The organism is Streptomyces sp. NPDC045021 (assembly GCF_056432645.1).
The window spans coordinates 14,608-38,182 of sequence record NZ_JBWKIQ010000025.1 but is presented as its reverse complement, the minus strand read 5'-3'; the positions used below and the strand labels follow the sequence as shown (position 1 = coordinate 38,182).

Below are 23,575 nucleotides of genomic sequence, written 5' to 3'. Positions count from 1 at the left end.
TTGACGCTCCGCTTCATCGTCGTACCCAATAGCTGTGTATGCCTGTACGGGCCCAAGCCTGCCATGTCCCCGTGCCGGGCTCAGCCACCGGCCCCGCCGCCGCGCCCGTGACACGGGCCACGTCCGGCCCCGCCCGGCCACTACGGGGCGGACGGTACGGCGAGTTGCTCGCACCGCCGGCGGGCGCTGGGGCCGATGACAGCATCCCAGGCGCCGTCGGAGTCCAGCCAGCCGCGGACCAGCCGGGCGAAGCACGGGGAGGCGGCGGCGAGCTGGACCAGGCGCCGGTCGAAGTGTGCGGCGCCCTCGGGGGTGCGCCCGAGCAGCAGGCCGAGCCGGTGCACGAGATCGCGGGTGAGCAGCGGTGGGCGGCGGGCCGAGCCGTCCGCGGCGGCGGCGAGCAGCGCGTCCAGCACGTCGGCGTCCCGTTCGCTCTCCAGTGCCACGTCGAGCAGCTCCTGGCGCATCGGCCGGGAGATGTGGCTGCCGGGCGCGGCGAGCACCGGCGCGACCGCGCGGCGCACCTCCGGCGGATGCTCCCGCAACAACTCCACGACCAGCGGAAACACCACCGCTCGGGCCGAGGCGCCCTGCTCGAGACGGCGATCGAGGAACGCCGCCGCATGGACGGCGCCCTCCGGCCGGTGCCGCAGATGGTCGCGTACGAGGCCGGCCGCGCGGCGGGCCAGCGCGGGGGTGGTCACCTCGGCCAGTTCGCGCAGTACCTCGGCCGCGCCGGCGCCCGGCTCCCGCAGCCGCGCCTGGAACGCGGCGAGCACCGGTTCCGGATGCGAGGCGAGCGCGGCGGCGAGGGCGCCCGCCGGAAGCTGCGGGTCGCCCGCGGCGAAGTGGGTGAGGGCGGCCGGCAGATGCCGGGAGCGGGTCGCCGGGTCCCGCACGAGAAGCCCCAGCGCCGCTCCGTGCAGCGTGCAGTCCGCGGTGCGGGCGAGCATCGCGAGCGCCGCGTAGCGCAGGAGTTCACGGTCGGCGTCGGATCGTACGTACGGTGCGGCGCGCAGCCCGTACGCGGCGGCGGCGACGTGCCGGGCGGGCCGTTCCTCGTGCGCCCAGCGGTCGACGGCGCGGCAGAGCGCCGACGGTTCGTCCTCCGCGAGGGCGGCCAGCAGTTCGTCGGCGCCGGGGTGCGCGGCCTCGACCAACGCCTCGGTGAGATCGTCCACGGCGCGGTGCCGGTGGGTGTGCAGCAGCGCCTGGACGGCGGCGGCCACGGTCGGGCGCGGGCCCTTCAGCCCCGCGTCCGTCTGCAACGGGCGATCGTCACCGAACCAGCCGCAGATCACGGGCAGCGCGGCGCGCGGCGCGGCGCAGAGCAGGTCGCCCACGGTCGGGAGGAACCGCTCCGCGGGACCGGGCGAGCTCAGGACGTTCCGCAGATTCTGCGACGTGTGCGGGTTCTGTGGCGTCTGCGGGTTCTGTGCGCTCTGCGGGTTCTGCTGCGGTGGTCCGTCGGCCGGCAGGAGCAGGCGCAGCAGGTCGAGCCGCTCCTCCAGCGGCAGGGCCAGCCGCCGCCAGAACCACGGACCGAACTCCGCCAGCCCCCCGAGCCCCTGCGGACCGAACCCGCCGCGCTCGATCGACCGCACGGTGATCCGTTCCGCCAGCAGCCGCAGCACTCCCCGGTACTGGCTGCCGTCCGGCACCCGCAGCAGCACCTCGCCCAGCAGGTGCGCCGCCCACCACACGGCGTCCGCCCGCCGGGCCGCCTCCGGCGCGGGTACGGGCGCCGGTGCCGATGCCGGTGGACGCGGCTCCTCAGCGGTCCCGCCACTGTCCGCCGGCGCTGCCGCCGTGACGGGACTCCGCGGCGGCGGTACGGCCGCGCGGCCGGCCTGAGCGCGGCCCGCAGCGTGCCGCCGGTTGGGGACCGTGTCCGCGTCGAGATCCGCCTCGAACGGTGCATCGCCGGGTACATCGCCCGGTGCCGGGCGCTCCTCCGGATCCCGGGCGGGGCCGTCCGCCGTGCCCGGCTCCTCCGCCTCCGCCACCGCCACCTGCGCCGGAGGCGCCAGGCGGCTCGGCTCGGCGGCCTGCTGGTCGAGAGCGTGGATCAGGGTTTCGAGGTGCCGGGCGAGCGCGTTGGGGCCGGATTGGCGGGCGGTGAGCAGCAGGGACTGGATGACGGGGCCGATGCGGTGGCGGGGCACCGGAAGGGAGTGCGGAGCGTTGGCGGGGCCCACCGGCGGGGCCGGCGGGACGGTGTGCCCGGGGGCCTGTCCGGCACGGGCACCGGGGCGCGACGGCAGGCGCACCGGGGCCTCAGCGGCGCCCGCAGGGGCGGCGAACCACCGGTGGACGAGCGCGTACAGCGCCTCGTCCAGATCCAGGTGCAGCCCCTGCAGCCAGTCGGCGAACTCCTCGTGCGCGAAGCGGTATCCGGCTCCCGCCGGCACGACAAGGCCCTCGGTGAGGACGGCCGAGGCCCATCCCGTACGCCACGGGAAGAGGTCCTCGAAGGACTCACGGTCCAGCTCGCCCTGGCCGGGCCCCAGACAGCGCCGCGCCGCCTCGTGCACCTGCCCGGCGACCCGGGCCGCCAGCCGCCGGACGGCGGTCCCGCGGGCGGGGCTCTCGGCGCCCGCCGTCAGCCGGACGGCGATGCGCAGGCAGACCAGGTCCAGATAGGCGGAGAAGATCTCCGCCCGGCCGGGCACGGCCTCCTCTGCGGCGGGGGCTCCCGCCGGGTCGGGCACCGCGGATTCCGGGAGGGCCGCGCGGATCTCGGCGAACAGCCGCAGCGCCAGCGGATGGGCGGCGTCGGTCTCGGCCAGGGCCCCGGGCGGGATGCCGTACCGCGCCCTGGCGCGGACGGCCTGCCGCTCCGGGAGGTCGCCGAGCCGGACGCAGAACGGCAGCGCGCGGGCCGGGGCGCCCGGCGGTACGGCCGGCGCCTCCTCGGGCACATGGAGCATCCCGGCGGGGAACAGGGCGCCGGCCTGCTCCCAGTACTCGGGCCGGCACGCCACGACCAACCGCACACCGCCGGCCCGCAGCCAACTCGCCGTACCTGCCGTCCAGTCGGGCAGCGCGTGCGCCAGAACGGGCGGCATCTCCTCGGGGCCGTCGAGCAGTACGACCAACGGGCGGCCCGCCGACCGGGCCAGGTCCGCGACCGCGTCCGGGGAGGCGACGGGCGCCTCGCCCCTGCTGTCGCCGGCCGCCGCCGACACGATCCGCGCGGCGGTGCGCAGCGAGCGTTCCACCGCGTCCTTCAACCCGCCGTCGCCGGGGCGCAGTTCGGCGCCGCGCAGCCAGACCGTCGGGGCGGGTTCGGCGCCTCGGGCGCGGCGTGCGGCCAGCGCCGCCAGTTCGGTGGTGCGCCCGCAGCCGGGGTCGCCGACCAGGCCCAGGACGAGCGGTCCGCGGTCCCCGCCCCGGCCGAGGAAGTCGCGCAGCTCGTCCTCCGTCCCCGGCCTGGCGACCGGCTCGCGCCATTCGCGCGGTACGGCCGCGGAGCCGACCGAGGTGGCCGTCAGCTGCAGCGCTCCCGCGAGGTTGAGGTGCGGCCCGTAGGCGGGCACGGTGGCCGCGTTGCGGGCGAGCAGCTCCGCCAGCGGTCCCGACCCGGCCCGCAGCGGGACGGCGAAGCCACCGGCCCGGTGCCCGGCGTGCAGCGCGGTGGCGATGACGGCCAGCACCGCGCCGGTCTCCGCGTCGATGACGGGGCTGCCGGACGCCTGCGGATGCACGCGCAGCAATTCGGGCGTGTCGAGGGCGAGTTCGTAGACCTCGTCCAGGAGGTGGAATCGGTCGGTGGCGGTGTAGGTGACGGACGCGGTACCGACGACCACGGCGTCCGTCCAGCCGCGGGCCCGCAACCGCACCCGGCGTTCCCGGTGCGCGGGTCCGGTGGCGGCGATCGGCAGCGGCCGGAGGTTGATGCCGTCGGTCGCGACGAGCGCGAGACCCAGCTCCGGCAGCGGCGTGACCGCCTCCGCGCCGACGAGGCAGATCTGGTCGCCGGGTGCGTGCAGCACCAGCCGGGCGAGCCCGTCGACGGCCTCGTGACTCGTCAGAAGGGTGCCGCCGAGGTCGGCGAGGAATCCCGTTCCGCGCGGCCGTCCGGCCAGATCGCACACGCGCACCAACGCGTCGTCACCGTCGCAGGGTCGCACCGCCATCCGCGTACCTCCCCCGCTGGTCAACCGCCTTCCACGGTATGCCCACGGTGATCGCCGGCTAGTGATCGCGCACCCAACGCGCCCCCGTACACCCCCATGGTTCACTCCGAGCGCCCGCCCAATGGGGTGAATTCAGGGTGTGCGGAGGATAGGTATACGAGCAGGAGGGGGATCGTGGAGCGGGCGTCCGCGCGGGGACACGGACGCCCGCTCCACGATGGGGTTCCCCCTCAGACACGGTCTAGCCGAGCATGTCGTCCTCGTCGAAGCCCAGTTCGTCCTCGATCCGCAGCTCGACCGCGGCGTTCCAGCGGAGGGGCTTCGGCCACTCCCCGGTGGCGATCTCCCGCAGCGCCTCGTTCGCGGCAGCGTCAGCGATCGTGCCCAGCGCGTAGATGCACTTGACGGAGAGCGAGAAGTACGGTGCTTCCGCGGCGTACCGGGCCGTGAGGAGCCCGACGACGGCGGGTACCGCCTCGGCCGCCCGCAGCTCGCCGAGGATCTCGACGAGGTCTTCGTAGTCCCCCGTGGGCCGCTGCTCCGAGATCACCGGCACGATGACGTCGGCGAGCCCGTCGGGGTGCAGATGTGCCGCGAGCCCGGCGTACGTCACGAAGGTGGGCCACTCCTGCGCGGCCGCCAGTTCTCGCAGCAGGCCGAGCACGTCCGCGGCGGCTTCGGGAAAGTCCCGCGCCGGCGCCGCGGTCTCCGCCTCGTCCAGGTAGCCCTTCGCGGCGAGGATCCGGACCCGCTCGGCGGCCGGCCCGAATCCTGTCAGGTCGCGCACTCGGGTCAGACGAGGACCGCGAGGATCTTCGTCTGGCCTTCGCGGTCTTCGACGAGGGCCAGGAAGCGGCCGTCGGGGTCGAAGGCCGCGTGGGTGCCGGGGCCCATGCCGCCGGTCTTGAGCCGTACGCCGTTGACGAGCAGCCGGGCCTGGTCCGCGTCCACGTCCCAGCGGGGGAACGCCGCGGCGGCGGCCTCGCCGATCGGCATGACCTCGAAGGCCTCCGCTCCGTCGGCCTGGTACGTCGCTTCGAGCTCGTCCACGGTGCGGGCGGCGCTCAGGTCGTACGGTCCCACCCGGGTCCGCCGCAGGGCGGTCAGATGGCCGCCGGTGCCCAGATCCGCACCGAGATCGCGCGCCAGGGCCCGGATGTAGGTGCCGGAGGTGCACTCGACAGTGACGTCCAGGTCCAGGACGGCCGTGCCGTCCTCCGCCGTCGCGGCGCGGCTCTCGTGCAGGTCGAAGGCGGAGATGGTCACCGGGCGGGAGGCCAGCTCGAACTCCTCGCCCTCCCGGACCCTGGTGTAGGACCGGACGCCGTTGACCTTGATGGCGCTGACCTTCGACGGCACCTGCATGATGTCGCCGGTCAGCTTGGCGATTCCGGCGTGGACGGCTGCCGGATCGACGCCGGCCGCGCCGGCGCTCTCCGTGACCTCGCCCTCGGCGTCGTCCGTCACGGTGGTCTGGCCGAGCCGGATCGTCGCGACGTACTCCTTGCGCGTGAGCGCGAGGTGGCCGAGGAGGCGGGTGGCCTTCTCGACACCGATGACGAGCACTCCGGTCGCCATCGGGTCGAGGGTGCCCGCGTGCCCGACGCGCCGGGTCCCCGCGAAACGGCGGATGCGGGCGACCACGGCGTGCGAGGTGAGCCCGGCCGGCTTGTCGACGATCACTAGGCCGTCCGGGCCCTGGCCTTTGCGCTTCATGCGGTCGCGGGACCCTTGTCGTCGTCGGCTGCGGTCGCTTCGTCCTCGGCGCCGTCTTCGTCCTCGGCGTCCTCGTCGACCAGGTCGTCGACGTCGACGTCGACGTCGTCCTCGTCCTCGACCGGCTTGCGGTACGGGTCCGCGTCGCCGGCGTACGACGCGTCGGTGGCGGCCTTGCGCACCTGCTCGTCGGAGGCGTGTGCCCTGGCCAGCAGATCGTCGATGGTCTTCGCGTTCTCCGGAAGAGCGTCCGCGACAAACGCCAGGCTCGGGGTGAACCGCACCCCGGTCTGCCGCCCGACCTCGGAGCGGAGGACGCCCTTGGCGCTCTCCAGGGCGGCGGCGGAGGCCGCCCGCTCCTCGTCGTCGCCGTAGACCGTGTAGAAGACGGTCGCCTCCCGCAGGTCACCGGTGACCCGGGTGTCGGTGATCGTCACGTAGCCCAGCCGCGGGTCCTTGATCCGCCGCTGCAGGGTTTCCGCGACCACGACCCGGATGCGGTCGGCCAGCTTGCGCGCCCGCGCGGTGTCGGTCACTTGTCCGTCTCCTTCTTCGTTACTGCTCTTGTCTTCCAGGCGCCGGCCGACCGCCGATCGGTCAGTCGTCGTCGCCGTGGATCCGCTGCCGTGCCGACAGCAGTTCCACCTCGGGCCGGGCGATCATCCATCGCTCGCACCGGTCGAGTACGTCCTTGATGTGTCCGAGATCCCCGGACACGACCGCTATGCCGATCTCGGCCCTGCGGTGAAGGTCCTGCTCGCCGGTCTCCGCCACGCTGACCGCGAACTTGCGGTGCAGCTCGGCGACGATCGGGCGGACGACGGACCTCTTCTCCTTCAGCGAATGTATGTCGCCGAGGAGGAGGTCGAAGGTCAGGGTTCCTGCATACATGGGCGACAGGGCTAGCCGCCCTGGGGGGCCTCGTCGTTACGCCCCTGGTGACAGGCGCGATCCATGATGTGAACGGTACACGCAACGGCCGGGGCCGATCGACGGAATATCTCCGCCGACCGGCCCCGGTGAAATGCACTGCCCGTGCGCCGCACGGCCCACCAGGGGTGGTGGCCGGGCGGCGGGTGGGCGATCAGCCGCGCGGCTTCTCGCGCATCTCGTACGTCGCGATGACGTCGTCGACCTTGATGTCGTTGTAGCTGCCGAGGTTGATACCGCCCTCGTAGCCTTCCCGGATCTCGGTGACGTCGTCCTTGAACCGGCGCAGACCCTCGATGTTGAGGTTCTCCGCGATGACCTTGCCGTCGCGGAGGAGTCGCGCCTTGGTGTTGCGCTTGACCTCGCCCGAGCGGATGAGGACACCGGCGATGTTGCCCAGCTTGGAGGAGCGGAAGACGTCGCGGATCTCGGCGGTGCCGAGCTCGACCTCTTCGTACTCCGGCTTGAGCATGCCCTTCAGGGCCGCCTCGATCTCATCGATGACCTGGTAGATCACCGAGTAGTACCGGACGTCGACACCCTCGCGCTCGGCCAGCTGCGTGGCGCGGCCTTCGGCGCGCACGTTGAAGCCGATGACGATGGCGTCGGAACCCGATGCCAGGTTGATGTCCGACTCGGTGACCGCACCCACACCGCGGTGCAGGATGCGCAGGTCGACCTCGGCACCGACGTCCAGCTGCATGAGCGAGGACTCGAGCGCTTCGACCGAACCGGACGCGTCGCCCTTGATGATGAGGTTGAGCTGCTGCACCAGACCGGCCTGCAGGGCCTCGTCCAGGTTCTCCAGGGAGAACCGGACACCCTTGCGGGCGAACGCCGCGTTCCGCTCACGAGCGGCACGCTTCTCGGCGATCTGACGGGCCGTGCGGTCGTCGTCGACAACGAGGAAGTTGTCGCCGGCGCCGGGCACGTTGGTGAGACCGAGCACCATGACCGGAGTCGAGGGGCCCGCTTCTTCCAGCGTGTTGCCACGGTCGTCGAGCATCGCGCGGACTCGGCCGTACGCGTCGCCGACCACCATGGTGTCGCCGATGCGCAGCGTGCCGCGCTGCACGAGCACGGTCGCCACGGCGCCGCGGCCACGGTCGAGGTGAGCCTCGATCGCGATGCCCTGTGCGTCCTGCTCCGGGTTGGCCCGCAGGTCGAGCGAGGCGTCCGCGGTGAGGACCACGGCCTCCAGCAGGCTGTCGATGTGCAGACCCTGCTTGGCGGAGATGTCGACGAACATGGTGTCGCCGCCGTACTCCTCGGCCACCAGGCCGAACTCGGTCAGCTGACCGCGCACCTTGACGGGGTCGGCGCCTTCGACGTCGATCTTGTTGACCGCGACCACGATCGGCACACCGGCCGCCTTGGCGTGGTTCAGCGCTTCGATCGTCTGCGGCATGACACCGTCGTTGGCCGCCACCACGAGGATCGCGATGTCGGTCGACTTGGCACCACGGGCACGCATGGCGGTGAACGCCTCGTGACCGGGGGTGTCAATGAAGGTGATCTTGCGCTCTTCGCCGTTGACCTCGGCCGCGACCTGGTAGGCACCGATGTGCTGGGTGATGCCACCGGCCTCGCCCGCGACCACGTTGGTCTTGCGGATCGCGTCGAGGAGTCGGGTCTTACCGTGGTCGACGTGACCCATGACGGTCACGACCGGCGGACGGGAGACGAGCTCTTCCTCGCCGCCCTCGTCCTCGCCGAACTCGATGTCGAAGGACTCGAGCAGCTCGCGGTCCTCCTCCTCCGGGCTGACGATCTCCAGGACGTAGTTCATCTCGTCGGCGAGCAGCTGCAGCGTCGCGTCGGGAACCGACTGCGTCGCCGTGACCATTTCGCCGAGGTTCAACATCACCTGGACGAGCGACGCCGGGTTGGCGTTGATCTTCTCGGCGAAGTCGGTGAGAGAGGAGCCACGACGCAGTCGTACGGCAGCACCGTTACCGCGGGGCAGCAGCACGCCGCCCACGGACGGGGCCTGCATGCTCTCGTACTCCTGGCGCCGCTGGCGCTTCGACTTGCGACCACGGGCCGGACGGCCGTTCGGGCCACGGCCGAAGGCACCCTGCGTGCCACCACGGGCGTTGGGGCCGCCGGGGCGACCGCCGAAGCCGCCGGGACGGGGACCGAAGCCGCCGCCACCGCCGGGAGCACCACCGGGACGCGGGCCACCGAAGCCGCCGGGACGCGCACCGGGACCGGCCGGACGGCCGGCGAAGCCGCCGCCACCGCTGCCGCCACCGGGACGTGCACCGGGACCGCCGCCACCGGGACGGGCACCAGGACCGCCACCGGGACGGGCGCCGGGACCGCCGGAGCGGCCGCCGGGACCACCGGACGGGGCGGGACGCTGCGGCATCATGCCCGGGTTCGGGCGCGGGCCGGAGCTCTGCGGGCGGGGCATGCCACCGGGAGCCGGACGACCGGCACCGCCGGGACCGCCCGCACCACCGGGGCGCGGGGCGCCGCCGGGACGCGGAGCGCCACCGGGACCGCCCGTGCCGGCGGGACGAGCGGGACGCTCGCCGCCGGGAGCACCCTGGCCGCCGCCGGGACGCGGGGCGCCACCGGGGCGCTGCATCCCGGTGGACCCACCGGAGGTGAAGGGGTTGTTGCCCGGACGGGGACCGGCCGGACGGGCGCCACCGGGACGCGGGGCGCCACCGGGCGCACCCTGGCCGGCCGGACGGGCCGGACGGTCGCCACGCGGGGCGGCGTCACGCTGACCGCCGTCACGGCGCTCTTCGCGCTGTGCCGGGGCCGGACGTGCCGGACGGGGGCCGGGAGTGGCACCCGCGGGACGCGGCGCGGAGGACGGAGCCGCCGGGGCCGAGGCCGCGGGCTGCTGCGTCTGCTGGGCCGGGGCCGGGGGGGCGGAGAACTCCGCGACCGGGACCGGAGCCGCCGGAGCGGGCTTGACCGGGGCCGGCTTCGGACCCGGACGGGGGCCGGCCGGCGTGGAGCCGGTGCCCGTGGCGGCCGGAGCCGCCGGGGTTACGGGGGCGTCCGCGGCCGGCTTGGGAGCCGGCGCAGCGGGACGGGCCGGCGCACCCGGGGTGGGGGCGCCAGGCTTGGCAGGCGTCGCCTTGCGGGGCGCGCCGGGCTTGGCAGCGGGCTTGGCGGCGCTTCCGCCACCGGGCCCCTGCAAAGCGTCAGTCAACTTGCGAACAACCGGCGCCTCGATCGTCGAGGACGCCGAACGTACGAATTCACCAAGTTCTTGGAGCTTGGCCATGACGACCTTGCTCTCAACTCCGAACTCCTTGGCGAGTTCGTATACCCGGACCTTAGCCACTTCGCTCCTTTTAGGTCCGGGGTGATCGTCCGCCGGACCGTCGCTACTTCATGCTCGTACTCATCGCGTACTCATCGAGTGGTGCTCATCGCAATCTCGACCTACTTCCGACTCGCGAGGTACCTGACCGCACGGATACCCGTGCCGTTCACTTACGGTGCCGCCACTTCGACGGGCTTGGTGTGCTGCTCGACGTACCGGCGGAGTTCCGCGGTGTCGAACGTCTCCTTGGACCTGAAGGCCCTGGAGAAGGCCCGGCGGCGAACCGCCAGGTCGAAACAGACCAGGTCAGGGTGCAAGTGAGCACCCCGACCGGGCAGCGTACCGCGAGGATCGGGGACGCACGCGTCACCGCTCACCGCCACACGCAGCAGATCGTTCTTGGCCACCCGTTCCCGGCAACCCACACAGGTTCGCTCAGGGCACGCAAGGGAACGCGTCCGGCCAGACACTGCTAAGTCTACCTCCCCGCGCCGACCTCACCCCTTCGGGTTATTCGACGCACGGTTGTTCGATCAGTCGTGGGTTGACATTCAGGCGCGCGAAGTGTCCGATTCGCCGGACTCTTCGGCGCCCTCGGGCTCGACGTCCGGACGGATGTCGATCCGCCAGCCGGTCAGCCGGGCGGCGAGGCGGGCGTTCTGCCCCTCCTTGCCGATGGCGAGCGACAGCTGGTAGTCCGGCACGGTCACCCGGGCCGACCGGGCGGACAGGTCCACGACCTCGACCCGGGTCACCCGGGCCGGTGACAGCGCGTTCGCCACCATGTCGGCCGGGTCGTCCGACCAGTCCACGATGTCGATCTTCTCGCCCTGCAGCTCCGCCATGACCGCCCGCACCCGGGCGCCCATCGGGCCGATGCACGCGCCCTTGGCGTTCAGCCCGGAGCGGGTGGAACGGACCGCCATCTTCGTACGGTGACCGGCCTCGCGGGCGATCGCCTCGATGACGACCGACCCGTCCGCGATCTCCGGGACCTCCATCTTGAACAGGGCGCGCACCAGGTTCGGGTGCGAGCGCGACAGCGTCACCGACGGTCCGCGCACGCCCTTGGCGACCCGGACGACGTAGGAACGCAGCCGCACGCCGTGCTTGTAGTCCTCGCCCGGCACCTGCTCCTGCACCGGCAGGATGGCTTCCATCTTGCCGATGTCGACCAGCACGTTCTTGGCGTCCATGCCCTGCTGGACCACGCCGGAGACGATGTCGCCCTCACGGCCGGCGTACTCGCCGAATGTGATGTCGTCCTCCGCGTCGCGCAGCCGCTGCAGGATGACCTGCTTCGCGGTGGAGGCGGCGATCCGGCCGAACCCGGAAGGGGTGTCGTCGAACTCGCGGGGCTCGGCGCCCTCGGCGACCTCGGACGCGTCCTCCTTCGCCCACACCGTCACATGCCCCGACGTCTTGTCCAGCTCCACCCGTGCCCGGCGATGGCTGCCCGGCTCCCGGTGGTAGGCAATGAGGAGCGCCGACTCGATCGCCCCGACCAGCAGGTCGAACGAAATCTGCCTCTCCTGCACCAAACCCCGTAGGGCCTTCATGTCGATGTCCACGGCTACGCCTCCTCAATGCTCTCGTCGCTGTCGGTGTCGGCGTCGGCCGTATCCGCTGCGTCGACGTCGTCGTCGTTCTTGCTCTTGCGGTTGAACTCGATCTCCACCCGGGCCTTCGCGATCTCCGCGAACTCCACCCGGCGCGGCTTGGGCTTGCGCCCCTTGACGCCCGGGACCTCCAGATCGAGGCCCGCCTCGTCCAGCCCCATGATCCGCGCGATCAGCTCTTCGTGGTTGTTGAGAGTCAGCTTGACCAGCCGGCCCTCGTTGCGGCGGAAGTGCCGGGGCGTGGTCAGCGGCCGGTCGGTGCCCGGGGAGCTGACCTCCAGGACGTACTCGCCCTGGCCCATCGCGTCCGTGTCGTCGAGCACCTGGGCGATCTCCCGGCTCAGCTCGGCGACCGCGTCGAGCTGCACGCCGTCATCGGAATCCACCACGACCATCAGCTGCCGCCGACTGCCCGCCGCGGTCACGGTGATCTCTTCCAGATCCAGACCCGTCTTGGCGACGAGCGGCTCCAGCAATCCGCGCAGCCTCTCGCTCTGGGTGGTGCTCATCCGGGTGACTCCTCGGCCGCGTGTGCTGTTGTATGGAAGGTCGCGTGTCGCCCCAAAGCCTATCGGTTCCGACACCGGATCGACGATTCGGCGTGGCTCGCCCCGCACCGCCGCCCGGCGGCGCAACCTGGCCGGCCGCCGTCGCCCGGCCGGGTCGCACCGCCCGGTACGCTCTGCTCGGTGATCAGGGGAGGGGGCGCGGTGACAGGCAGAGCGACACCGGGCAGACGGACGGTACTGGCCTCGGCCGCCGGCGTACCGCTGGCGGTCGGCGCGGGCGGGCTGGCAGCGCTGGCCGGACTCGCCACCGGCTGCTCCGGCGGAACCCCGGCCGCGGCGGACACGCCGCGGGACGACCCCCCTGCCGCGCCGGGAGCCGCGCTGCGGGCACGGGCCGCGGCGGACAGCACCGCACTCCTCGCACGCTACGACGGCCTCATCGCCGCACGGCCGGAACTCGCCGTGCGGCTGGCGCCGCTGCGGGCCGAAGTCGCCCTGCACGCCCGGGCGTTCGGCGCCGCTCCGGCGAGGCCGGCCCCCGCCGGAACGCCGGGTACCCCCGCCACCACCGCTGCCACCACTCCCCCCACGCTCGGCGCGCTCGCCGACGCGGAACGCCGTCTCGCGGACGCCCGCGCCACCGCACTGCTCGGTGCGCCGCCCGAGCTCGCCCGGCTGCTCGCCTCAGTGGCCGCCGCCGGTGCGGCGCACGTGGTCCTGCTGACGGGGAAGGGCTGAACGGATGGAGCAGCAGACGCTGGCCGCGGTCCAGGCGGCGCTCGCCGCGGAACACGCCGCCGTTTACGCCTATGGGGTGATCGGTGCCCGGGTCGCGAAGCCGCGCACCGCAGACGCCCGCGCGGCCTACGACTCCCACCGCGCCCGCCGCGACGCGCTGAGCCGCACCGTACGGGACCTCGGCGCCGAACCGGTGCCGGCGGACGCCGCGTACGCGCTGCCGTTCCCGGTGCCGGACGGTGCCGCGGCCGTACGGCTGGCCGCCGTGATCGAGGACCGGGTCGCCGGTGTCTACGGGGATGTGGTGCGCGCGAGCACCGGGGAGCTGCGCCGTGACGCGGCCGGAGCACTGCGCGAGGCGGCGGTGCGTGCCGTGCGGTGGCGCGGCGGCAGCGTAGCCTTCCCCGGGTTGGCCGAGCGGAGCTCATCGTGAGCGACGGCAGCGTAAAGAGCCGTGTCAGGGCTGTACGGCGCGGCAGGGCGGGAAGGCATCTCCCTGCGGGGACGCTCGCCGCCCGCGAAAGATCCACGGAGGGACAGCGCGACCATGGCTTCAGCACCGCAGCCCGGCGGCCCCGGCACCATTCCGCTGGACCCGCCTGAGCGGCTGGTCCGCACGATCGGCGCCTGGGAGGGCGACGCCGGCCGGGAGTGGCTCGCGGCGCTGCCCGGCCGGGCGGCCGAGACGCTGGAGCGGTGGGAGCTGCGGCCGGAGCGGGTCTTCACCCCCGGCGGCCAGATCAGCATGATCGTGCTCGTCCGGGCGGCCGACGGGACGCCCGCCGTACTCAAGCTGGGCATGGTCACACCCGAGACCGAGCACGAGCACGCCGCCCTCGCCCACTGGGACGGCCGCGGCGCGGTCCGGCTTTTGCGCGCGGAGCCCGCCGCGGGCGCGATGCTGCTGGAGCGACTGCAGGGCGAGGTGTCCCTGCGCTCCCTCCCGGAACCCAAGGCGATGCTCGAAGCGACGGCCACCCTCCAGCGGCTGTGGGTGGCGCCGGCCGAGGGCCATCCGTTCACCTCGGTCGCCGACTACACCGCCGGCCTCGCCGAGCACCTGCGCGAGCGCCGCGAGCAGCCCTGGGCCGCGGAGGTGCGCCCGCTCATCGACGAGGCGCTGGTGCTGCGCGAGGAGCTGCTGGCCGGCCCGGTCGAGGACGTGCTGCTGCACGGTGACTACCACCACGGCAACGTCCTGGCCGCCGAGCGCAGCCCGTGGCTGGCCATCGACCCCAAGCCGCTGGTCGGCGACCGGGCGTACGACCTGGCCTGGCTCGTCCGGGACCGGGTGGAGACGCTGGCCGCCTCCCCGGGCCCGCAGGCGGCCGCCCGCCGTAGGGTCGCCAAGCTCGGCGCCGCGCTCGACGTGGACCCGGAGCGGCTGCGCGGCTGGAGCCACTTCCGGGCCGTCGAGGCGGGCGTCTGGTCGCTGTCGGTGGGCGACCGCCAGGCCGGCGAACTCCTGCTGGAGTTCGCCAGCTGGCTGTAGGCCTCAGCCGGTCAGCCGGGCCAGCGCTTCGTCGACGGTCAGCTCGACCCGCTCGCCGGACCTGCGGTCCTTCAACTCGACGACGCCCTCCGCCGCGCGGCGGCCGACGACGAGGATCTGCGGGACCCCGATGAGTTCCGCGTCGGTGAACTTCACGCCCGGCGAGACCCCGGCACGGTCGTCGAGCAGGACCCGGACGCCCGCGGCGTGCAGCTTGTCCGCGACGTCCAGCGCCAGCTCGGTCTGCACGGCCTTGCCGGCCGCGACGACGTGCACATCGGCGGGGGCGACCTCGCGCGGCCAGCACAGTCCCTGGTCGTCGGCGGTCTGCTCGGCGAGTGCGGCGACCGCGCGGGAGACGCCGATGCCGTAGGAGCCCATGGTCACGCGTACCGGCTTGCCCTGCTGGCCCAGCACGTCGAGCTGGAAGGCGTCGGCGTACTTGCGGCCGAGCTGGAAGATGTGGCCGATCTCGATCGCCCGGTCCAGCCGCAGCCCGGCGCCGCAGCGCGGGCAGGGGTCGCCGGCCCGGACGGTGACGACGTCGAGGTAGCGGTCCACCTCGAAGTCCCGGCCGCAGACCACGTTGCGCGCGTGCTTGCCGTTCTTGTTGGCGCCGGTGATCCAGGCGGTGCCGGGGGCGATGCGCGGGTCGGCGATGTACTCGATGCCCAGGCCCTGCGGGCCGACATAGCCGCGGACGAGCTCGGGGCGGCCCACGAAGTCCTCGGCGGTGACCAGCTCGACGACGGCCGGGGCGAGGTGCTCGCCGAGCTTGCCGAGATCGACCTCGCGGTCACCGGGGACGCCGATCGCGGTGATCTTGCCGTCGACCTTCACCAGCAGGTTCTTCAACGTCGCGGACGCCGGGACGCCCAGGTGCGCGGCGAGGGTCTCGATGGTCGGGGTGTCGGGGGTGTCGAGTTCCTCGACGGGGCCGTGCTCCCCGCCCTCGACGGGCGGCACGACCGTGGTGACGGCCTCGGTGTTGGCCGCGTACTCGCAGGCCGGGCAGTCCGCGAAGGTGTCCTCGCCGGCGCCGGCCGGGGCGAGGAACTCCTCGGACGCCGAGCCGCCCATCGCGCCGGAGACCGCCGAGACGATCCGGTAGTCGAAGCCGAGCCGTGTGAAGATCCTGATGTACGCGTCGCGGTGTGCCCGGTACGCCTCGGCCAGGCCCTCGTCGGTGGTGTCGAAGGAGTACGAGTCCTTCATCTGGAACTCGCGGCCGCGCAGCACGCCGGAGCGCGGGCGGGCCTCGTCCCGGTACTTGGTCTGGATCTGGTAGAGGATCACCGGCAGGTCCTTGTAGGACGTGCACTGGTCCTTCACCACCTGGGTGAAGATCTCCTCGTGGGTCGGGCCGAGGACGTAGTCGGCGCCCTTGCGGTCCTTGAGCTGGAAGAGCAGGTCGCCGTACTCGCCCGCGCGGCCGGTCGCCTCGTAGTTCTCCCGCGGCAGCAGCGCGGGCAGCAGCACCTCCTGGCCGCCGATGGCGTCCATCTCCTCGCGGACGACGCGGGAGACGTTCTCCAGGACCCGCTTGCCGAGCGGCAGCCAGATCCAGACGCCCGCCGACGAGCGGCGTACGAAACCGGCGCGGACCAGCAGCTTGTGGCTGGCGGTCTCGGCGTCGGCCGGGTCGTCGCGCAGCGTCTTGAGCATCAGACGGGACATGCGCAGGACCATGGTGGCTCTCCAGGGGATTGAGGGATTCCCGCGAGGATATCCAGCCCGTCCGGCACCACGGAAATGCGTTTAGGCCGGGCCCTGGGACCTGACCGGGCGGAGCAGCGGCAGCGGGGCGCCCATCACCGCGTACGGGCTCGTCGCGCTGGGGAAGTGCACGGGACGGGCCAGGTCCACGTAGCCCAGTGCCCGGTAGAGCCGGCGGGCGGGGCTCTCGACGTCGATCGCGGAGAGGATGCTGCGCGGCTCGGTGGCCGTGTCGGTGATGGTGGTGATCAGCTGCCGTCCGATGCCCAGCCCCTGGAAGGCGGGCAGTACATGCAGTTCGGTGATGACGAAGGAGCCGTCGAGCCACTGCTCGGTGCCGCGGTGGCGCAGGTATGGCTGGACGACGGTGGACCACCAGTGGGCACGGTCGTTGGGCATGCCGTAGACGAAACCGACGAGCCGTCCGTCCTCGGTGGTGGCGCCCAGCGCGCGGGCCCCGGGGCAGGCGAGGTGCCGCACGACGATCTGGCGGCGGATCGCGATCTCGTCGTCGTCCAGCCCGAAGGCGAGCGCCTGTACGGCGAGGGCCTCGTCGACCCGTTCCTCGAGGTCCAGACGGCCGACCACGACATCTTCCATGGGACGGGACATTACGTCAGAACAGCACGCTCATGAAGGCTCCGACCACGGTGAATCCGACCCTGCGGTAGGAGGCACGGGCGGGTGCGTTGAAGTCGTTGACGTACAGGCTGGCGACCGGGGCCACATCCCGCAGCGCGTAGTGCAGCACGGCGGCCATCCCGGCCTCGGACAGCCCTTGCCCCCGGTACTCCGGTGCCACCCAGACGCCCTGGATCTGGCAGGCGTGCCGGGTGACGGCGCCGATCTCGGCCTTGAAGACCACCCGGCCGTTCTCGATGCGGGCGAACGACCGTCCGGCGGTGACGAGTTCGGCGACCCGGGCCTGGTAGAGCAGCCCGCCGTCCCCCGCGAGCGGGGAGACGCCGACCTCCTCGGTGAACATGGCCACGCAGGCGGGCATGATCACATCCATCTCGTCGCGCCGGACGCGGCGCACGAGGGGGTCGGGTGTGATGCCGGCGGGCAGCGCGCGGGTGGTCATCAGCGGCTGGCGGCCGCGGATCTCGCGGGCGGGGCCCCAGCTGGGTTCGAGCAGCGACCACAGTTCGGTGGTGGGCTCGGCGGGTCCGACGATCGACGAGCAGCGGCGGCCGGCCCTGCGGGCCCGCTCGGCGAAGGCGCGAACGGCCTCGGGGCCTGCGCAGATGGGCACCAGATTGGCTCCGGCGTAGCACAGCGAGGTGAGCCGGCCGCCCGAGTACCAGCCCCACATCTCGCCGCCGAGGCGCCAGGGGTCGAGGCCCGCGACATTCACGCGGGAGGCGACGAACGCGTTGGACACGGGGTCGCGGTCGAGCACTTCGAGGGCGGCGTCGAGTTCGCCGGCCTCCAGGACCTTCGCGGTCGTCGTCGTCAACACGTGTGCGCCTCACCTACAGGCCGCGGGGGGCGGGGGTACCCCCGGCCACATGGCCGGGGGTAGATCTTCGCACTTTACCTCGCGACGGCGGGTTTCGCGGGGGTGGCCTCCTGGCCTTTCCCCGGTCAGCTCACGTTGACCTGGGGCTCGCCGGACGCGATGCCGTCGGCCTCCATCTGCTCGGCGATCTTCATCGCCTCTTCGATCAGGGTCTCCACGATCTTCGACTCGGGCACGGTCTTGATGACCTCGCCCTTGACGAAGATCTGGCCCTTGCCGTTGCCGGAGGCGACACCGAGGTCGGCCTCGCGGGCCTCACCCGGGCCGTTCACGACGCAGCCCATGACGGCGACCCTGAGCGGGACCTCCATGCCCTCCAGGCCTGCGGAGACCTGGTCGGCGAGCTTGTAGACGTCGACCTGGGCGCGGCCGCAGGACGGGCAGGAGACGATCTCCAGGCGGCGCTGCTTGAGGTTCAGCGACTCCAGGATCTGCAGGCCGACCTTGATCTCCTCGACCGGCGGGGCTGAGAGCGAGACGCGGATCGTGTCGCCGATGCCCTCGGAGAGCAGTGCGCCGAACGCGACGGCGGACTTGATGGTGCCCTGGAACGCGGGACCGGCCTCGGTCACGCCCAGGTGCAGCGGGTAGTCGCACTTGCTGGCGAGGAGCCGGTAGGCGTTGACCATCACGACCGGGTCGTTGTGCTTCACCGAGATCTTGATGTCCTGGAAGCCGTGCTCCTCGAACAGCGAACACTCCCAGAGCGCGGACTCCACCAGCGCCTCGGGGGTGGCCTTGCCGTACTTCTCCATCAGCCTGCGGTCCAGCGAGCCCGCGTTGACGCCGATCCGGATCGGGGTGCCGACCGAAGCGGCAGCCTTCGCGATCTCCTTGACCTTGTCGTCGAACTGCTTGATGTTGCCGGGGTTGACCCGGACGGCCGCGCAGCCGGCGTCGAGCGCCGCGAAGACGTACTTCGGCTGGAAGTGGATGTCGGCGATCACCGGGATCTGCGACTTCTTGGCGATGGTGGCGAGCGCGTCGGCGTCGTCCTGCGTCGGGCAGGCCACTCGCACGATCTGGCAGCCGGAAGCGGTGAGCTCCGCGATCTGCTGGAGCGTCGCCCCGATGTCCGCGGTCACCGTCGTCGTCATCGACTGGACCGAAACCGGCGCGTCCCCGCCCACCGCGACCGACCCGACCTGGATCTTGCGGCTCTTGCGGCGGTCGGCGAGCTTGATCGGAACGTCGGGCATTCCGAGCGAAATCGCGGTCATGTTCTTGGCATCCCCAAGGGTGTGGAACAAGGTCCCGGCGTGGGCGGGCTCCGTTTACCGAGGTTACGGCAACCCGCCCACGTCTCCCGCATCCGTCAGGAGAGCGTCACCGGATTGACAACGTCGGCGACGAGCACCAGGGCCGTGAAGCAGATGAAGATACCCGCGACGACGTAGGCGACCGGCATCAGCTTGGCCACGTCGAAGGGGCCCGGGTCCGGGCGCCGGGTCAGCTTCGCCAGCCTGCGGCGCAGGGACTCCCACAGGGCGCCGGCGATGTGGCCGCCGTCCAGCGGGAGCAGCGGCAGCATGTTGAACAGGAACAGCGACAGGTTCACGCCGGCGAGCAGGTTGATCATGACGCCGATCTGCTGCGTCGCGGGAATCTTCAGCGAGAAGACCTCGCCACCGATCCGGGCGACACCGACCATGCCGACGGGCTGGTCGACGGTGCGCTCCTTGCCCTGGAAGGCGGAGCCCCACAGCGCGGGGATCTTCGAGGGGATGTCGCCGATGCCGCGGATCGAGTTCTTGGTCATCGAGACCATGCGGTCGGTGGCCTCACCGAAGGTCAGGGTCCGGACGCCGTTGGCCGGGCTGAAGCCGAGGAACCCGGCGTCCACGTACTGGCCCTTGATCGGGAAGCCGTCGCTGTCCTTCTTGTTCACCGTGTTCTTGACCAGGGTCGGGTGCAGGGTGAGCTGCTTGCCGTCCCGTACGACCGCGATGGTGGCCGGGCCGATGGTGTCGCGGATCTGGTCCGACAGGTCGTTCCAGTCGCTGACCGGGTGGCCGTTGAAGGAGACGATCCGGTCGCCCGCCTTGAAACCGGCGGCCTTGGCGGGCGGGGCCACGGAGTTCTTGGGGCAGACGTCGGCCTTGGTGGCCTTGTCGGTCGTGGCCGACGCCTTGACCACGCACTCCGCGACGCTGCCGACCGAGGTGGTCGTGACGTTTCCGCCGATCCCCATCAGGGAGACCGCGAAGAGCGCCACCGCCAGGATCAGGTTCATGAACGGCCCGGCGAACATCACGATGACGCGCTTCCACGGCTTGCGCGTGTAGAACATCCGCGTCTCGTCGCCCGGCTGCAGCTCCTCGTACGCGGCCGAGCGGGCGTCCTCGATCATGCTGCGCCACGGCGAGCTGGAACGGGCGGTGATCTTGCCGTCCGGGCCGGGCGGGAACATGCCGATCATGCGGATGTAGCCGCCGAGCGGGACCGCCTTGATGCCGTACTCGGTCTCGCCCTTGTGCCGCGACCAGATCGTCGGACCGAAGCCGACCATGTACTGCGGCACGCGGATCTTGAAGAGCTTGGCGGTGGAGAGATGGCCGAGCTCGTGCCAGGCGATGGAGAACAGCAGGCCCACGACGAAGATGACTATCCCGACGCCCCACATGAGTGCCGTCATACCCGTGCAGCCTCCGTAGCCAGTTCCCGTGCGCGAGCCCGTGCCCACGCTTCCGCTTCAAGGACGTCCTCGACGGTCAGCCGAGTTCCCGGATCCGGATGGCCGTGTTCCTCGACCACCCGGGCGACGGTGTCCACGATCCCGGTGAAGGGAAGCCGGCCGGCGAGGAAGGCATCGACGCATTCCTCGTTCGCCGCATTGAACACCGCGGGTGCGGTGCCACCGAGGCTACCTACATGTCGCGCCAAAGCCACCGCTGGGAACGCGTCGTCGTCCAGCGGGAAGAATTCCCACGTCGACGCCTTCGACCAGTCGAACGCGGGTGCGGCGTCCGGCACCCGCCGGGGCCAGCCGAGGCCGAGCGCGATGGGCATCCGCATGTCGGGCGGGCTCGCCTGGGCCAGCGTCGAACCGTCGGCGAACTCCACCATCGAGTGGATGTACGACTGCGGATGGACCACGACCTCGATCCGGTCGAAGGGGATGTCGTAGAGCAGATGCGCCTCGATGACCTCCAGCCCCTTGTTGACCAGGGTCGCGGAGTTGATCGTGATGACCGGGCCCATGTCCCAGGTCGGGTGCGCGAGTGCGTCCTTCGGGGTGACGCCGGCGAGCTCCTCCTTGGTGCGGCCGCGGAACGGGCCGCCGGAGGCGGTGACGATCAGCTTGCGGACCTCTTCGCGGGTGCCGCCCATCAGCGCCTGGAAGAGCGCGGAGTGCTCGGAGTCGACCGGGATGATCTGGCCGGGCTTCGCGAGCGCCTTCACCAGCGGGCCGCCGACGATCAGCGACTCCTTGTTGGCGAGGATCAGCACCCGGTCGGCCTCCAGGGCCGCCAGCGTCGGGCGCAGCCCGATCGAACCGGTGATGCCGTTGAGCACCGAGTGGCACTCGCTCCCGGCGAGCCGGGTCGCGGCGTCGGGCCCCGACAGGATCTCGGGGAGCGTTTCGCCCGCGCCGTAGTGCCGGCCGAGCGCCTGCCGCAACGGCTCGACGGCGTCCTCGTCCGCCACGGCCACGGTCCGCACCCGCAGCTGGTGGGCCTGCTCGGCGAGCAGCTCGATCCGGCCGCCCGCGGCGGACAGCGCCACCACACGGAAGCGGTCGGGATTGCGCAGCACCACGTCGATGGCCTGGGTGCCGATCGATCCGGTGGAGCCGAGGATCACGATGTCCCGGGGTCCTTCGGTATCGGCGGCGGCCGCGAATTCGCGGTGATGCGGGTCTGCGAGGGAGTCCGTCATCCCCCCATTGTGGCCGCATCCCCTGTCGGCTCGGACAGGGGATGCGGGTGTCGGGTCCCGGGCCGGGGCCCGGGTCAGCGGATGGGGCGGTGGACGTTCTCGGTCGTCGCGGGGCCGGGGGTGGCGTCGGCGATCCATGGGCCGTCGCCGCTGAGGTCGACGACGCCGGCCTCCAGCCAGGTGTAGGCGCCGCCGAGCACCCCGTCGACGACCTTGCGGTCCAGGTCGTCGGTGTTGGACCACAGGCGGGTGAAGAGCTCCTCGACACGGATCCGGGACTGCCGGCAGAAGGCGTCGGCGAGCTGGTACGCGGCCCGGCCCTCCTCGCCGGACGAGCGCAGCATCTCGGCGCGTACGCAGGCCGCGCTCATCGCGAAGAGCTCCGCCCCGATGTCGACGATGCGGCCGAGGAAGCCCTGCTTGGTCTCCATCCGGCCCTGCCAGCGCGCCATGGCCAGGAACGTCGAGCGGGCGAGCTTGCGCGCGCTGCGCTCGGTGTACCGCAGGTGGGTGGCGAGGTCCGGGTAGCCGTCCGGGTGGAACTCGGCGAAGGACGTGGGCAGTTGGCCTGCGCCGGCGACGAGTTTGGGGAGCCAGCGGGCGTAGAAGCCGCCTGCCTTGGCGCCGGCCTTGGCCTTGTCGCCGAGGCTCTTGTCGGGGTCGATGAGATCGCCCGCGACGGACAGGTGGGCGTCGACCGCCTCGCGGGCGATCAGCAGATGCATGATCTCCGTCGAGCCCTCGAAGATGCGGTTGATGCGCAGATCGCGCAGCACCTGCTCGGCCGGGACGGCGCGCTCGCCGCGGGCGGCGAGGGACGCTGCGGTCTCGAAGCCGCGGCCGCCGCGGATCTGCACGAGTTCGTCGGCCATCAGGCAGGCCATCTCGCTGCCGTAGAGCTTGGCGAGGGCGGCCTCGATGCGGATGTCGTTGCGGTCCTCGTCGGCCATCTGCGACGACAGGTCGAGGACGGCTTCGAGGGCGAACGTTGTCGCCGCGATGAAGGCGATCTTCGAACCGACCGCCTCGTGCTTCGCGATGGACTTGCCCCACTGCTCGCGGACCAGGGACCACTCGCGGGCGATCTTCAGACACCACTTCCCGGCGCCGACGCACATCGCGGGCAGCGAGAGGCGGCCGGTGTTCAGGGTGGTGAGGGCGATCTTGAGGCCGGCGCCCTCGGGGCCGATGCGGTTGCCGGCGGGGACGGTGACCTGGTGGAAGCGGGTGACACCGTTCTCCAGGCCGCGCAGCCCCATGAAGGCGTTGCGGTGCTCGACGGTGACGCCTTCGGAGCCCGCCTCGACGACGAAGGCGGTGATGCCGCCCTTGTGCCCCTCGGACTTCGGCACCCGGGCCATGACGACCAGCAGGTCGGCGACGACGCCGTTGGTCGTCCAGAGCTTGACGCCGTCCAGGACGTACGCGGAGCCGTCCTCGGTGGGGACCGCGCTGGTCGCCAGCCGGGCCGGGTCGGAGCCGACGTCGGGCTCGGTGAGCAGGAAGGCGCTGATGTCGGTGCGCGCGCAGCGCGGAAGGAAGGTCTCCTTCTGCTCCGTGGTGCCGAACATCTTGAGGGGCTGCGGTACGCCGATGGACTGGTGCGCGGAGAGCAGCGCGCCGATCGAGGCGTTGGCGGAGCCCACGAGGGCGAGGGCCTTGTTGTAGTACACCTGAGTGAGACCCAGGCCGCCGTACTTCGTGTCGATCTTCATGCCGAGGGCGCCGAGCTCCTTGAGCCCGTTGATGATCTCGTCGGGGATCTGCGCCTCGCGTTCGATGCGGGCTGCGTCGATCTTCGTCTCGCAGAAGTCCCGGAGCTTGGCGAGGAATTCCTCGCCGCGCTGGACGTCGTCGGGCGCCGGCATGGGGTGCGGATGGATCAGATCGAGCCGGAAGCGGCCCAGGAACAGCTCCTTGGCGAAGCTGGGCTTCCGCCAGTCCTGTTCGCGGGCGGCCTCGGCCACCTGCCGGGCCTCGCGTTCAGAAACGTTGTGTGCGGATGGTGCGGTCAAGAGGGCTCACC

General features: G+C 72.1%; 19 protein-coding genes. 3 read left to right on the top strand and 16 right to left on the bottom strand.

What is annotated here, in order from left to right:
- Positions 1 to 140 precede the first annotated feature (140 nt).
- From AC07DC_RS40380 to rimP, 9 genes are all read right to left on the bottom strand, one after another.
- Positions 141 to 4,139 carry a trypsin-like peptidase domain-containing protein gene (locus AC07DC_RS40380; RefSeq protein ID WP_478919892.1) on the bottom strand — a complete coding sequence of 1,333 codons (3,999 nt, stop codon included), beginning with the start codon at positions 4,137 to 4,139 and terminating at the stop codon, positions 141 to 143.
- 241 nt (positions 4,140 to 4,380) lie between these two features.
- A complete protein-coding gene (locus tag AC07DC_RS40375; protein ID WP_478919891.1) occupies positions 4,381 to 4,926 on the bottom strand; it encodes a hypothetical protein in 546 nt (181 codons plus the stop codon).
- A gap of 5 nt (positions 4,927 to 4,931) precedes the next feature.
- Entirely contained in the window at positions 4,932 to 5,855 is a 924-nt protein-coding gene (gene truB / locus AC07DC_RS40370; protein WP_478919890.1) for a tRNA pseudouridine(55) synthase TruB, read from the bottom strand.
- Positions 5,852 to 6,391, bottom strand: coding sequence for a 30S ribosome-binding factor RbfA (gene rbfA / locus AC07DC_RS40365; RefSeq protein WP_478919889.1), 540 nt, complete (start codon positions 6,389 to 6,391; stop codon positions 5,852 to 5,854). Before rbfA ends, truB begins: the two co-directional genes overlap by 4 nt.
- A 61-nt stretch (positions 6,392 to 6,452) precedes the next feature.
- On the bottom strand, positions 6,453 to 6,746 hold the full coding sequence (locus AC07DC_RS40360; RefSeq protein WP_478919888.1) for a DUF503 domain-containing protein: 294 nt from the start codon (positions 6,744 to 6,746) through the stop codon (positions 6,453 to 6,455).
- 193 nt (positions 6,747 to 6,939) lie between these two features.
- Positions 6,940 to 10,092: a translation initiation factor IF-2 gene (gene infB / locus AC07DC_RS40355; protein ID WP_478919887.1), complete on the bottom strand. Its 3,153-nt coding sequence runs from the start codon at positions 10,090 to 10,092 to the stop codon at positions 6,940 to 6,942.
- Between the two features lie 152 nt (positions 10,093 to 10,244).
- Positions 10,245 to 10,544: a YlxR family protein gene (locus AC07DC_RS40350; protein WP_478919886.1), complete on the bottom strand. Its 300-nt coding sequence runs from the start codon at positions 10,542 to 10,544 to the stop codon at positions 10,245 to 10,247.
- 81 nt (positions 10,545 to 10,625) lie between these two features.
- A complete protein-coding gene (gene nusA, locus AC07DC_RS40345; RefSeq protein WP_478919884.1) occupies positions 10,626 to 11,645 on the bottom strand; it encodes a transcription termination factor NusA in 1,020 nt (339 codons plus the stop codon).
- 2 nt (positions 11,646 to 11,647) lie between these two features.
- The gene (rimP, locus tag AC07DC_RS40340; RefSeq protein WP_478919883.1) at positions 11,648 to 12,202 is read right to left on the bottom strand and encodes a ribosome maturation factor RimP; all 555 of its coding nucleotides are present in this window, start codon (positions 12,200 to 12,202) and stop codon (positions 11,648 to 11,650) included.
- A gap of 201 nt (positions 12,203 to 12,403) precedes the next feature.
- On the opposite strand from rimP, the gene AC07DC_RS40335 reads away from it, so the two are divergent.
- From AC07DC_RS40335 to AC07DC_RS40325, 3 genes are all read left to right on the top strand, one after another.
- Entirely contained in the window at positions 12,404 to 12,940 is a 537-nt protein-coding gene (locus AC07DC_RS40335) for a hypothetical protein (protein WP_478919882.1), read from the top strand.
- Between the two features lie 4 nt (positions 12,941 to 12,944).
- On the top strand, positions 12,945 to 13,373 hold the full coding sequence (locus AC07DC_RS40330; protein WP_478919881.1) for a ferritin-like domain-containing protein: 429 nt from the start codon (positions 12,945 to 12,947) through the stop codon (positions 13,371 to 13,373).
- A 114-nt stretch (positions 13,374 to 13,487) separates the two neighbouring features.
- Positions 13,488 to 14,432 carry an aminoglycoside phosphotransferase family protein gene (locus tag AC07DC_RS40325; RefSeq protein WP_478919880.1) on the top strand — a complete coding sequence of 315 codons (945 nt, stop codon included), beginning with the start codon at positions 13,488 to 13,490 and terminating at the stop codon, positions 14,430 to 14,432.
- Positions 14,433 to 14,435: 3 nt separating this feature from the next.
- On the opposite strand, the gene AC07DC_RS40320 is transcribed toward AC07DC_RS40325, so the two are convergent.
- The 7 genes from AC07DC_RS40320 to AC07DC_RS40290 form a co-directional block, all read right to left on the bottom strand.
- Positions 14,436 to 16,121 (bottom strand): proline--tRNA ligase, encoded by a 1,686-nt coding sequence (locus AC07DC_RS40320; RefSeq protein ID WP_478919879.1) that lies wholly within the window; start codon positions 16,119 to 16,121, stop codon positions 14,436 to 14,438.
- A gap of 69 nt (positions 16,122 to 16,190) precedes the next feature.
- A complete protein-coding gene (locus AC07DC_RS40315; RefSeq protein ID WP_478919878.1) occupies positions 16,191 to 16,748 on the bottom strand; it encodes a GNAT family N-acetyltransferase in 558 nt (185 codons plus the stop codon).
- 16 nt (positions 16,749 to 16,764) lie between these two features.
- Positions 16,765 to 17,610 (bottom strand): GNAT family N-acetyltransferase, encoded by an 846-nt coding sequence (locus AC07DC_RS40310; protein ID WP_478919877.1) that lies wholly within the window; start codon positions 17,608 to 17,610, stop codon positions 16,765 to 16,767.
- A 125-nt stretch (positions 17,611 to 17,735) separates the two neighbouring features.
- Positions 17,736 to 18,890 (bottom strand): flavodoxin-dependent (E)-4-hydroxy-3-methylbut-2-enyl-diphosphate synthase, encoded by a 1,155-nt coding sequence (gene ispG / locus AC07DC_RS40305; protein WP_478919875.1) that lies wholly within the window; start codon positions 18,888 to 18,890, stop codon positions 17,736 to 17,738.
- 95 nt (positions 18,891 to 18,985) lie between these two features.
- Positions 18,986 to 20,305 (bottom strand): M50 family metallopeptidase, encoded by a 1,320-nt coding sequence (locus AC07DC_RS40300; protein WP_478919874.1) that lies wholly within the window; start codon positions 20,303 to 20,305, stop codon positions 18,986 to 18,988.
- The gene (dxr, locus tag AC07DC_RS40295) at positions 20,302 to 21,549 is read right to left on the bottom strand and encodes a 1-deoxy-D-xylulose-5-phosphate reductoisomerase (RefSeq protein WP_478919873.1); all 1,248 of its coding nucleotides are present in this window, start codon (positions 21,547 to 21,549) and stop codon (positions 20,302 to 20,304) included. Before dxr ends, AC07DC_RS40300 begins: the two co-directional genes overlap by 4 nt.
- A gap of 74 nt (positions 21,550 to 21,623) precedes the next feature.
- On the bottom strand, positions 21,624 to 23,564 hold the full coding sequence (locus tag AC07DC_RS40290; RefSeq protein WP_478919872.1) for an acyl-CoA dehydrogenase family protein: 1,941 nt from the start codon (positions 23,562 to 23,564) through the stop codon (positions 21,624 to 21,626).
- Positions 23,565 to 23,575: the final 11 nt, after the last annotated feature.

What these genes read in the sequence shown, in the direction of transcription:
- AC07DC_RS40360 (WP_478919888.1), bottom strand. Translation starts at nt 6,746, where the DNA reads ATGTATGCAGGAACCCTGACCTTCGACCTCCTCCTCGGCGACATACAT.
- AC07DC_RS40315 (WP_478919878.1), bottom strand. Translation starts at nt 16,748, where the DNA reads ATGGAAGATGTCGTGGTCGGCCGTCTGGACCTCGAGGAACGGGTCGAC.
- dxr (WP_478919873.1), bottom strand. Translation starts at nt 21,549, where the DNA reads ATGACGGACTCCCTCGCAGACCCGCATCACCGCGAATTCGCGGCCGCC.
- ispG (WP_478919875.1), bottom strand. Translation starts at nt 18,890, where the DNA reads ATGACCGCGATTTCGCTCGGAATGCCCGACGTTCCGATCAAGCTCGCC.
- AC07DC_RS40325 (WP_478919880.1), top strand. Translation starts at nt 13,488, where the DNA reads ATGGCTTCAGCACCGCAGCCCGGCGGCCCCGGCACCATTCCGCTGGAC.
- truB (WP_478919890.1), bottom strand. Translation starts at nt 5,855, where the DNA reads ATGAAGCGCAAAGGCCAGGGCCCGGACGGCCTAGTGATCGTCGACAAG.
- rimP (WP_478919883.1), bottom strand. Translation starts at nt 12,202, where the DNA reads ATGAGCACCACCCAGAGCGAGAGGCTGCGCGGATTGCTGGAGCCGCTC.
- AC07DC_RS40380 (WP_478919892.1), bottom strand. Translation starts at nt 4,139, where the DNA reads ATGGCGGTGCGACCCTGCGACGGTGACGACGCGTTGGTGCGCGTGTGC.
- AC07DC_RS40320 (WP_478919879.1), bottom strand. Translation starts at nt 16,121, where the DNA reads ATGGTCCTGCGCATGTCCCGTCTGATGCTCAAGACGCTGCGCGACGAC.
- AC07DC_RS40300 (WP_478919874.1), bottom strand. Translation starts at nt 20,305, where the DNA reads ATGACGGCACTCATGTGGGGCGTCGGGATAGTCATCTTCGTCGTGGGC.
- AC07DC_RS40330 (WP_478919881.1), top strand. Translation starts at nt 12,945, where the DNA reads ATGGAGCAGCAGACGCTGGCCGCGGTCCAGGCGGCGCTCGCCGCGGAA.